Genomic DNA, 10,590 nt, shown 5'->3' on the forward strand with positions numbered 1-10,590 from the left:
TTAGTGATTAACTAGTCAGCTCAGGTTGGGAGGAAGCGATCGCTTGGATTTAGCTAGTGCTTTAGCTAGTGATTAACTAGTCAGCTCAGGTTGGGTAATGAGAGCATCAAGCACTACTTGACTACAACAAAACCTTAGTCGTTTACGGAAAAGTCATCACTAGTTCAGTCAGTTTCTGGATTGACCACTCCTCAGGTTTTGGTCATCCTGAATCATCTTGATGGTTGAAAGTATTGAACGCTATATATAGTAAGCATTTCAGCGTTATGTAATCCTACGGAAACTACAGGAGTGCTGGGGGTCACAACTAGTCAGCTTAGAGTAGTCACACACTCACCGAACCAGGGCTAGACTCACGAGTCTACATTTAGGGTGGACAAGGACAAAGGACAGCGGACCACTCCAAGGTTTGTAGATCACATTCACACACATTTCCTCTGTTGCTTGTTTAATGGCAATTCTGTGAATCTATTTTTGGGGGCAATACCATGCAAGTTAAAACGGTTACTAATAATCAAAATTCCGCCACTAACAATCAGGCTCCGGAAATTACTCTAGATAATCAAAACCAAAACTTGACCCAGGTCTTAGTGGAGGAACTCCAGTCGGAAATTGGAACTAAATCCAGGAGTATTCAAGCGGTTGCCCACCGGATCACCTTGGAGGTAGAACGGATTTGTACTAAGAGCGATCGCATCCAGAATTCCGGTGAAATTGATACTTGGAAGTTGAATCTAGCACGTCATCGACTGCACAAATGTCTGTCATACTACAAACTAGGTTCTCGGCAGGGTCGTGTGGAACTCCATAGTAACCTGAGTACCATGGTTTATCGCCATGTGGCACCGTCCCAATCTCAGTTAAACTTTTCTGCTCGATACAATTTGATTGAGGACTTTTTACAGGACTTTTACGCTGAGTGCCTCAAAGCCTTCCGCCGGGAAAATCCTGTCGATTCTGACTACACTCCCCGTACCCAGCTAGAACTAGCAGAGTACATGGGCTTTAGTGAGCAATATGCTAAGCGACGCATTACCCTACGTGGTCGCGGTAGCCAGCAGTTGATTGTACTCAGAGCACAAAGCTTTTCCCGACGTCAGCCTAATGAAACCCCTGTGGATATTGAACAGGCTGTGGAGTATGGTAGGGATGAAGAAGCCCAAGAGCACAACCGTTCAGCTACTGCACAACAGGTACGTTCAAACCTGATTGAGAAAACCATTGACCCCAGCGATGCTGTTTTACGCGATCGCATTATCTCTGAGTTGATCAAATACCTAGAGTCTAACGGTCATAATGACTGTGCTGATTATCTAGTGCTAAAGCTACAAGACCTGGCTGCACCAGAGATTGACGAAATCATGGGTCTGACACCCCGTCAGCGGGATTATCTACAACAGCGCTTTAAATACCATGTAGAAAAGTTCTCTCGTTCAGCTCAGTGGAAACTGGTACACCAATGGCTAGGAGCAGACCTGGATCAAAAACTAGGGATGTCATCGAAGCAGTGGGATATCTTTGTGGCCCAACTCGATAGCCAACAGCTAGCGTTACTGCCCCTGAAACAGGCGCAAAAGAGTGATAAAGAAATTGCCAAAGCTCTCAAGTGTACCCAAAAACAAGTGCAAAAGCGCTGGACTAAGGTTTTGGAACTAGCTTGGAAGACTCGTAACTCAGAAATTGGCCATGGTAATTAGACTTAAATCTCCTTCTGCAACCAAGTAAGGAGGAGAGTTAGGTAAAGCTTAAGTAGTTAAGCCAACACCGACAAAGTATTAAGTTTGCTATGGTTATGTTAACAATTGAAAACTCGTACCGCGTATTTCTATTTATTTTTATTCTAGGTTTTAGGCTAATGGAGTTCGGGATTAGGTACACCAGGGGCAGTTGAGAGCTTTCGTGCTCAAGTCGGGGCGCTTCATACGCTTGTCAGAAGCATAGAGCGATTTAACCTAGAGCGATTTAACCTAGAGCGATTTAACCTAGAGCGATTCAACCATTGGCCTAGACCCTTAAAAGTATTTCGCGGCTGCAGATCCAATCTGGTCAATCAACCTATAGTCATTACAGTAAGTATCTATGGTAGTCAATATTGCTCAAGGGTCTGCTTCACCTAAGATAGCAGCAAAAAATCAACAAGCTCTCCGGCAAGTGTGGGAAACGATTGAGCCTGATAGCTGTCCCTATCGCTACAATTTTCATATGCACACCATTTACTCTGATGGTCGGCTCAAACCGGAAGAGTTGATTAAGCAGGCAATTACCATTGGTCTTAAGGGACTTGCCATAACCGATCACCACTCCGTTGCTGGTTATCAAGTTGCTCAAGCTTGCATAGAAAAATGGCAGCAGGAGTCATCTTTCTGTGATTCATTACCCCACTTCTGGACTGGTGTCGAAATTACCGCCAAACTCCTTAATGATGACGTTCATATCCTTGGCTATGCTTTTGAGCCAGAACATCCTAGTTTAAAGCGCTATTTCACTGGAACCGCACCGACCGGTAATGATGCTAAGGCTGGTGCAGTGATTGATGCTATCCATCAGGCCGGTGGTTTAGCAGTGTTGGCTCATCCAGCCCGTTACCGCAAGTCAGCAGATGAGTTAATTACTGCTATAGCCCACTTAGGCATTGATGGTGTTGAAACTTACTATGCCTACACTAATCCTGAACCCTGGCAACCTAGTCCAAAACAAACTAAGCTTGTGTTGCAGTTGAGTGCTACCTACAATCTATTTAATACCTGTGGCACTGATACTCATGGGTTAAGCTTGCTCAAGCGTATTTGAAAGGGAAATCTAATTAGACTTCTGTGGTTGTAGTTGGTATCACTAAACAACAACTTCAGCCGTAAACTGGTATACATTTAGCGATACATTTACAAGTGTCATTTGAGATCTAATTCTCATCTCAGAGGTTGACTGGTTACGGCTGGGTTGTTATGAAGGCTGGGCTATCTTAAGCCGTGGGGGAAATGGGATGCTCCAAAAGAGCCGCTACGGGAACGCAAAAGCAGCAGAATAAAGCATAAAAACTTTCCGCTCATCTATTCGATACATATAATAGTTAATTTCTCAACGTCTATTAATTGACTGATATTTCCTATTGATGGTACTTTTCGCATCCATACTGTGACTAGCTTTATATTTCTGGGAATTATATAACTAAGCCTGAGATAGCTCAGGTAGCTAGGGCTTGAGACTATAGCTCCAGCCACGACCGTTTAAGCCATTACATGGTGATTGGCAGTCGGAAAATCAGCTGGATAAGTTTCAGCTCAAACTCTGAATTGAGAAAGTGGTGCGACAGGCGCGATGTTCTGTCGCCAAGGGAACGCGCACCAAGAGATAGGAAGGAAAAAACCGTTTTTGGAGAAGACTATGATTAAGCCAGAAAAAGATTTTTGCTTCTGTACTTTAGCTCTCCGTAGTAAGTATCGCTTTCTTGCCAAAGAACTAGCAGGAGATTTAGAAAAGTATGCTCCAGGAAAATTATTAATAGTTGCCACCGATGATGTCAAGGATTTTGATAACTGTAAGAACGTTTTAGCGTTTAAACACCAGCAAACAGGAATTCTTCATTGTTATCATGACAAACGCTTTGAGATTGAGAAGGCTTTGTCAAAGTTTCCTGTCGCCATACAAATTGATGCTGACACCAGGATTATAGGTAGCTTACCTGAAACTATTGAAGTACTGCCTGGAATTACAGCAGGACATCAAGGAAATATTATCGAGCATATACAAAACTATAATCCAGAAAGATTAAAGCCCCTTAAACAGATAGCCTCTAAGTTAGATATCTGCTTAGACAAAGCAATTTATATAGGAGAATCTTTATTTTTTGTTTCTAGAGATGGTGGCAAAGAAAAAGAATTTATTAAACAATGGGGTATGATCGGGCGCTATTTTGAGTTACAAGGTATTCATGGTGGCTCAGGTATTACCTTAGGACTGGCTGCTGCTAAAGCAGGATTCACTATTAGCAGAAGTTCTAGCTGGGACAGGATTAATGAAGTCAAAAAACATCTAGATGCTTCTCATGAGAAAAAACAGAAAACGTTTTGGGCTTCCTTGAAACGCAAACTGGGCTATCACTATAATTTTAATCGAGCCAGAGTAGCAGCATTAAAAGATTTTGAATTTTACTACCGATAATATAGCTATCAAGTGGGTGAGGTACTTTCGTTTTAGGGAGTAGGTTTTAGGGAGTAGGTTTTAGGGAGTAGGGAACTTCCGATCAGGGAACTTCCGATCAGGGAACAGCGATGTAGTAAGGTCTTGGGAGTAACCCCCAAGACCTCACTGGCGTGGTTCCACGGGGCTGTGTGCCGAACACCTCGATTCTCATGATAGAGACACTACGTGAAAGCAAACAACCCCAAAAGCATTAGGGACGACATTAATAAGCCATTTGCTTCTTGAACAATAATGCAATCAGTGCCTATATAGGAATCCGTGTAGAAGTTGTAAAATGATTTAGGGTTCCTATATATTTTTTATGGGGAGAGCCTTTCCATTGTATAGTAGTACCAATGAAAAGGATCACTGCAGTTATGGATACGGTCGTTATTCTAGCTTATTTTAATTTTTCAAATAGTGAATCCAGGTATATTGCTCTTGTCAAATCACTAGCTTGCTTAAGGAACCAAAAAGTTGATATAATCCTGGTTTGTTATGGCTTAGATACTGACAGTATTGTTTCCTCGGAGAATCTTAAAATCATCAAGATTCCCTCGGCTTCCGTAATTTGGCAAAAAGAAAGATTCTATAACGTAGCGTTATCCCATTTGAATGAAAAGCATAAATATGTTGTTTGGGCTGATGCAGATCTCGTTTTTACTAACAAGGGTTGGGAAGAGCAATTAAAAGATAAACTGGAAAACTACCGACTGGTTCAGATCTTCAATCGAGTCGAAGATGTAAAGCTTGAGAATGGCCATTTTTCCCTAACTGGACTTAGCCGCAAATCCGTGGTCACGAGTTTCAATCGTGATATTACAGTTAAAGATTATTTCAGTAAAAGTGGCATCAGCTTAAGTCTTGGATGTAATCCGGGCTTTGGATGGGCGGCAAAGGCAGCCACCATAACAGAGATAGGCTTCCCCGACTTTATGATTTTGGGGGGTGGCGACAAGGTTTTATTGGCCTCTGCTATGGGATATCATTCGACTCTTCTAAAGACGCTTTTTTTTAATCATACGTTTTATAATCTATATCATTCTTGGGGAGACAAAGTTTTTCATACCATTAAAGGAGGAGTTTCTTACCTAGAAAATACGATTTATCATATTGTTCAGGGAGATTATAAAAATCGTCGCTATTCTGATCGCCACAAATTAATTCAGGATGATAATTTTGCGATCGCTGATTATCTTACAATTAATGAATATGGAGCATGGCAATGGCGTAACGAAAACAACGAGTATGCTGTAAAAATCAAGAGATACTTTGATGAAAGAGGAGACTAAAGCCTTGGAAATCGTCTTTTATGGAACTTCTGGTTGGTTTGACAGCACATCAGGTGCTACCAATTGTGTAGGGGTATTTGTAAATGAGAGAGATATTGTTTTATTTGACTTAGGCACTGGGGTTAGAAAAATAGACAGAGAAAGCGTTCGTGGTAAAAATGTTACTGTTATGCTTTCACACCTACATTTAGACCACTGTTATGGGCTACATATTTTACCGATGTTCCAGCCTGCTTCCCTGACAATTGTCATCCATGAAAGTCTAAAGAGTTACTTGGAGACTTTGTTTTCTTTTCCGTTTGTGAAACCGAGGGATAAACTAGGATTTCCTATTGAGATTAGAGTTGCTAAAGATACAACCTTGAATTTCGATAATTTTACCATAAAGACTCAAGCATTAAAACATAATACTCCAGTCATCGGCGCTCAATTACACTTAGACAACACATCTATTTGTTATTGTGTTGATACCATTTTATGCGATTCTCTCTTGAGTATAACTAAGGATTGTGATATTCTCATTGCTGAATCTTGCCCGGTTGGAGGAAAGAAAACAAATGGATTTCATCTTGACATAGAACAACTTAAGACAGTGCTAACTGCTACCCATGCTGAGAAGGCGATCATAACTCATTTTGGGGCTCGACAGTATCCAGATCTTAAAACCAAAGAGTTGCTGTTTACATATATAAAGGATTTTCATCACAATATCGTTATGGCTTACGATGGTCTGGTTATCCGGAGTTGAGATAACTTATGTTTTCAAATGTTTTTGTTTTATGTACCGGAAGATGTGGCTCTACAACATTTGCTAAAGCCTGTCAGCATATTCAAAACTATACAGTATCTCACGAATCTAGAATATCTTTGATAGGAGATCAGCGCCTTCAATATTCTCAAAATCATATTGAAGTAGATAATAGGTTGTCGTGGTTTCTCGGTTCCTTGGAAAAAAAATATGGAGATTGTGCTTTTTATGTACATTTAAAGCGGGATATCATGTCAACGGCTAAAAGTTATGCAAAACGCCTAGATAGTCCTATAATTAAAGGTTACTCAGAATCAATAATCCTTCCTAAACAGTTTAATTACGAACGACTTGATATTTGTATTGATTACTGTAACACCGTCAATGCTAATATTGAATTGTTTCTCAAAAACAAAAGTCATAAAATGGAATTTAACCTAGACAATGCTCAGGAAGATTTTGGAAGATTTTGGAGCTTAATTAGTGCTCAAGGAAATTATGCTATGGCCGTAAAAGAGTGGGAAAAGAAATATAATGCTTAGGCGTTCCTGAAAATTAAATCGTTATTACACCAACCGTCAGCTGATGATATAAGCCGATAGAGATGTTTCCTGTGTTGGGCGATCGCCTCTACAAAACTGGCGGATTTAGTGGCAACGGTATTCGAGGAAAATTATAGCGTTTATAGGACTCATGACTTACAAATGGATCCCCCTAAATCCCCCTTAAAAAGGGGGACTTTGAGGTTAATAATTGTACCTCATACATGCAATTAACGCTATATATCAGCAATCATTTAGCAGCTTTGGCAGCAAAAGAAGAACAATTTCCCCCCAAACCATCTACAATGGCACAGGTATTGCTAGTAATCATGCCAATATAAGTTCCAGTATCACTCCCTTTTTCTCCTAGACCATCTGCAAATAACTTTTGGTCTGAGAGTTTAACCTTTGCTTCTCTGGCGACAGTGCCAATAACCTTATCATTTGTTGTTACTTCGGCGAAAATTGTTGGTACCTTACTTTTCTTAATCTTCTGTACCAGTTCTTTCACCCGTGCTGCTGTCGGTGCTTCTTCTGCGCTAAGCCCTTGCAACGCATCAGAATCAGAAAAACCGTAAGCGTTAATGTAGTACCCTAGGGCATCATGGGTAGTAATTAGTTGGCGTTGCCCTTTGGGTATGGTAGCAACTTGTGCTTTGACCCAAGCATCCAACTGTTCCAGTTCAGTGGTTAGCTGTTTGGCATTCTTGGCATACAATTCCTGATCATCTGGGTTAAGTGCTGCCAGTTGGCTACGAATTACTTCTGCCATCTTGATACCATTTTGGACATCATGCCAAATATGGGGGTCGGGCTCTAGTTCCTCATCACTGTGAGCGGATCCTGTCTTTTCTTCCTCATGGTCATGGTGATCATCATGGTGATCCTTATGGTGATCCTTATGGTCATCCTTTTCTTGCTCATGATCATCGTGGTGATGTGCTTCCGCCATAATTGGACTAGGCACAGCTTGATCATGCACCGCTATTTTAGGAGCTGGTGTATTAGTGGCTTGAACTAATTTAATAACTTCTGGTTCAAAGTCGTAGCCACCGTATAGAACTAGTTGGGCTTGCTCTAGGGATTGGCGAGCTAAGGTGGTAGCTTTGTAGGTATGAGGGTCTTGACCTGGTTCAATCAGACAGGCCATATCAATGGTATCTTGGGCAATTTCTGTTGTTAAGTCACAAAGCACACTGTAGGATGCTACCACTAGTGGCTTCTCCCTTGATGAGGTTTCACTGCTTTGACTACAACCACCTAGTGCTACCCCAAGGGCGACAGCAGCACTAGCTAAGATGCTAGGAAGTTTAACTGGTAAGGGTTTCAGCATAGATCAACCCGTTTAAATTAGTAGGGATCAAGAACAAGAATCATTTTACAAGGCTTAGCTGAGAACGACAATCAGTTGCAGGCACGTTAAACTATGATATCGGTAGTCGTTCTCACAAAACCTAATGTTAGAAGTCCATAACCTAGGAGTCTGTTACCGAGACACTTGGGCTATTTGTGATATATCCTTCTCCCTCCAGCCAGGACAATTAACTGGTTTACTGGGGCCCAATGGTGCTGGCAAAAGTACTATGGTGAAGGCGATGCTGGGACTGATTCCAGCAGTGAATGGGGTAGTGAAATTGGCAGCCCGTCCCCTCCGGAGTCAATTAAAACGAGTCGCTTATGTTCCTCAGCGATCGCAAATTGATTGGGACTATCCGATTACGGTATGGAATGTAGCCATGATGGGTCGTACAGTCCACACCGGTTGGTTTAGGTCTCCTAGTCGCCAATCTAAGGAAATTGTTAAGAATGCGTTAGAACGGGTGGGTATGTTCGAGTATCGCCACCGTCAAATTGGCGAACTCTCTGGTGGACAGCAGCAGCGGGTATTTTTAGCGCGGGCTCTAGCTCAACAAGCCGAGTTATTATTTTTTGATGAGCCATTTGTGGGCATCGACAAAAAGGCGGAAGAGATTATTTTTGAGGTTTTTAGTGAACTTAAATCCCAAGACAAAACGTTACTAGTGATCAGCCATGACTTAGGAGAAACCTTAGCTCATTATGATCAACTCCTCTTATTGAATAAGCAACTGATTGCTGTGGGTTCAAGGGCCCAAGTGCTGACACCGGAAAACCTGAGCAAGGCTTATGGTAAGGTGATGAGTTTGGCCGCAGCTTGAGGGCTGAGTGTTGAGTGCTTAGTTCTGAGTGCAGAGCCTGCTAAGTCTGTCAGTCCCAGAGTAGGAGAGTAATACATGTTAGATAGGGTTCACTGTTCAGCAATGAACCCAACCTAATATATACTGATTCTTGCTGGGCTGGAAAATTGATCAAACAGGATATCACAGGACTTATGACTGACTCTCAAACTGGTCGGATGTTGCTTTCCCATAACTTTGAACTATCAGAAGATAGTTTTCCTGAACTAAACCGGGAAGAATTCACTCAGGTATTTGCTGAAGGATTAAGTAACTATCCATCCTTAAAGTGTCGTAAATTAGATCATCCCCATTGGATGGTTGAAATTTTATTCCCTACTCAAGAGTTTACTGCACCTAAAGTTGGAGAATTGTGTGCTCAAGCTCTAGTAGAGAAGCGGATTAGTCAAAAAAAGGGGGATTTTTTGCCAGATATCTTAATATTAGGAGGTTTAAAGAAAACTCCACCCTTAAGTAATTCTCCTGATACTCTCCAAACCGGAGAATGGGGAGTTGATGTTGTAGAAACGACCTCAGCAGAGCAATTTTTAACAGCCCTAGGATGGGAGGATAAAACAGCTGGTAAAACCATTGACAATGTTTTCAAGATTGAAAAAATAAATAATACTTCATCCTAAATTTAAATCAATTATCATTAGTTGGTTATAATTATAGGTTTCCTAAATCAATTGTGATAATTTTTGATCCCAAGTTCCCGACTCCCGACTCCCGACTCCCGACTCCCGACTCCCTACTCCCTTTTATTTACTATGAATTGGCTGATTGAGCCCCTAGGTTTTGAATTTATGCGGAATGCGATCGCAACGGCTGTGCTGTTGGGGATATTAGGCGCAGTGGTAGGCAGCTACTTAATAGTACAACAAATGAGCCTGATTAGTAGTGTGATTGCCCATTCGGTTTTACCTGGTCTCTCAATCGCATTTTTTTTAGGAATAAATATCTCTATTGGTGCATTGATTGTAGGTATCATTAGCGCTTTAGTTGTAGCGGTGATTCCTAAGCGTACCCGAGTCAAAGTCGATGCAGCAATGGCGTTGACCCTCAGCAGTTTTTTAGGCTTAGGAGTCATCCTAATTACGGTTCTGAAAACTAACCAACTTGACTTAGAAGATATTCTTTTTGGTGACATCTTAGGGGTGAGACCAGCAGATGTCTGGCAAACCCTGGTGATTACAGGAGTAATTTTACTATTAACAAAGTTATTCTATAAAGAGCTATTATTCTATACCTTTGATCCCTTGGGAGCCCAAGCTAGCGGTTTACCGGTAAAACTAATTTATTTCGGGTTAATCTTGGCGATTACTCTCACCATTGTCGCCAGTATGCAGACGGTAGGGGTGTTGCTGGTTATTTCTCTGTTAATCGGACCCGCGACTACCGCTTATTTATTAGTCAAAGAATTACATCATATGATGGGTTTAGGCTCAATGATTGGAATTATTTCCAGTGTCAGTGGCATGTATATAAGCTATTATTTTAATTGGCCATCAGGTCCAGCAATTGTAATGGTAATCTTTAGCTTATTTTTCCTGGCATTTTTGTTTAGCCCAACCCAAGGTATTCTAACGGAGCCAGCGATAGCAGGTCGCCCGGCTAAGTTATTGACTTTGCTA

10 protein-coding genes are annotated in these 10,590 nt (G+C 41.5%); 9 read left to right on the forward strand and 1 reads right to left on the reverse strand.

The window, feature by feature from the left end; translation table 11 throughout:
- Window positions 1–488: 488 nt before the first annotated feature.
- From F6K20_RS10455 to F6K20_RS10480, 6 genes are all read left to right on the forward strand, one after another.
- Window positions 489–1,697, forward strand: coding sequence for a HetZ-related protein (locus F6K20_RS10455; RefSeq protein WP_008185497.1), 1,209 nt, complete (start codon window positions 489–491; stop codon window positions 1,695–1,697).
- 382 nt (window positions 1,698–2,079) lie between these two features.
- Window positions 2,080–2,790, forward strand: a complete 711-nt coding sequence (locus tag F6K20_RS10460) for a PHP domain-containing protein (RefSeq protein WP_008185495.1) — start codon at window positions 2,080–2,082, stop codon at window positions 2,788–2,790.
- Between the two features lie 591 nt (window positions 2,791–3,381).
- Window positions 3,382–4,158 (forward strand): hypothetical protein, encoded by a 777-nt coding sequence (locus F6K20_RS10465; RefSeq protein WP_008185493.1) that lies wholly within the window; start codon window positions 3,382–3,384, stop codon window positions 4,156–4,158.
- Between the two features lie 377 nt (window positions 4,159–4,535).
- Window positions 4,536–5,471, forward strand: a complete 936-nt coding sequence (locus F6K20_RS10470) for a hypothetical protein (RefSeq protein ID WP_008185491.1) — start codon at window positions 4,536–4,538, stop codon at window positions 5,469–5,471.
- The gene (locus tag F6K20_RS10475; protein WP_008185488.1) at window positions 5,455–6,219 is read left to right on the forward strand and encodes an MBL fold metallo-hydrolase; all 765 of its coding nucleotides are present in this window, start codon (window positions 5,455–5,457) and stop codon (window positions 6,217–6,219) included. The genes F6K20_RS10470 and F6K20_RS10475 overlap by 17 nt, the downstream gene beginning before the upstream one ends.
- Before the next feature lie 8 nt (window positions 6,220–6,227).
- Window positions 6,228–6,761 (forward strand): hypothetical protein, encoded by a 534-nt coding sequence (locus F6K20_RS10480; protein ID WP_008185486.1) that lies wholly within the window; start codon window positions 6,228–6,230, stop codon window positions 6,759–6,761.
- A gap of 250 nt (window positions 6,762–7,011) precedes the next feature.
- Here the strand turns inward: F6K20_RS10480 and F6K20_RS10485 are convergent, their stop codons facing one another.
- Window positions 7,012–8,094 (reverse strand): metal ABC transporter solute-binding protein, Zn/Mn family, encoded by a 1,083-nt coding sequence (locus F6K20_RS10485; protein WP_008185484.1) that lies wholly within the window; start codon window positions 8,092–8,094, stop codon window positions 7,012–7,014.
- Window positions 8,095–8,218: 124 nt separating this feature from the next.
- On the opposite strand from F6K20_RS10485, the gene F6K20_RS10490 reads away from it, so the two are divergent.
- The 3 genes from F6K20_RS10490 to F6K20_RS10500 form a co-directional block, all read left to right on the forward strand.
- Window positions 8,219–8,938 carry a metal ABC transporter ATP-binding protein gene (locus F6K20_RS10490; RefSeq protein ID WP_287294609.1) on the forward strand — a complete coding sequence of 240 codons (720 nt, stop codon included), beginning with the start codon at window positions 8,219–8,221 and terminating at the stop codon, window positions 8,936–8,938.
- Window positions 8,939–9,111: 173 nt separating this feature from the next.
- The gene (locus tag F6K20_RS10495) at window positions 9,112–9,594 is read left to right on the forward strand and encodes a DUF2656 domain-containing protein (protein WP_008185480.1); all 483 of its coding nucleotides are present in this window, start codon (window positions 9,112–9,114) and stop codon (window positions 9,592–9,594) included.
- Window positions 9,595–9,726: 132 nt separating this feature from the next.
- Window positions 9,727–10,590 (forward strand): metal ABC transporter permease (locus F6K20_RS10500; protein WP_287294611.1); only part of this gene is annotated, 864 nt, incomplete at its 3' end.

The sequence above is a fragment of the Moorena sp. SIO2C4 genome (genome assembly GCF_010672485.1).
GTDB classification, from domain to species: domain Bacteria; phylum Cyanobacteriota; class Cyanobacteriia; order Cyanobacteriales; family Coleofasciculaceae; genus Moorena; species Moorena producens.

What these genes read in the sequence shown, in the direction of transcription:
- F6K20_RS10475 (WP_008185488.1), top strand. Translation starts at nt 5,455, where the DNA reads ATGAAAGAGGAGACTAAAGCCTTGGAAATCGTCTTTTATGGAACTTCT.
- F6K20_RS10470 (WP_008185491.1), top strand. Translation starts at nt 4,536, where the DNA reads ATGAAAAGGATCACTGCAGTTATGGATACGGTCGTTATTCTAGCTTAT.
- F6K20_RS10490 (WP_287294609.1), top strand. Translation starts at nt 8,219, where the DNA reads ATGTTAGAAGTCCATAACCTAGGAGTCTGTTACCGAGACACTTGGGCT.
- F6K20_RS10485 (WP_008185484.1), bottom strand. Translation starts at nt 8,094, where the DNA reads ATGCTGAAACCCTTACCAGTTAAACTTCCTAGCATCTTAGCTAGTGCT.
- F6K20_RS10460 (WP_008185495.1), top strand. Translation starts at nt 2,080, where the DNA reads ATGGTAGTCAATATTGCTCAAGGGTCTGCTTCACCTAAGATAGCAGCA.
- F6K20_RS10480 (WP_008185486.1), top strand. Translation starts at nt 6,228, where the DNA reads ATGTTTTCAAATGTTTTTGTTTTATGTACCGGAAGATGTGGCTCTACA.
- F6K20_RS10465 (WP_008185493.1), top strand. Translation starts at nt 3,382, where the DNA reads ATGATTAAGCCAGAAAAAGATTTTTGCTTCTGTACTTTAGCTCTCCGT.
- F6K20_RS10455 (WP_008185497.1), top strand. Translation starts at nt 489, where the DNA reads ATGCAAGTTAAAACGGTTACTAATAATCAAAATTCCGCCACTAACAAT.
- F6K20_RS10495 (WP_008185480.1), top strand. Translation starts at nt 9,112, where the DNA reads ATGACTGACTCTCAAACTGGTCGGATGTTGCTTTCCCATAACTTTGAA.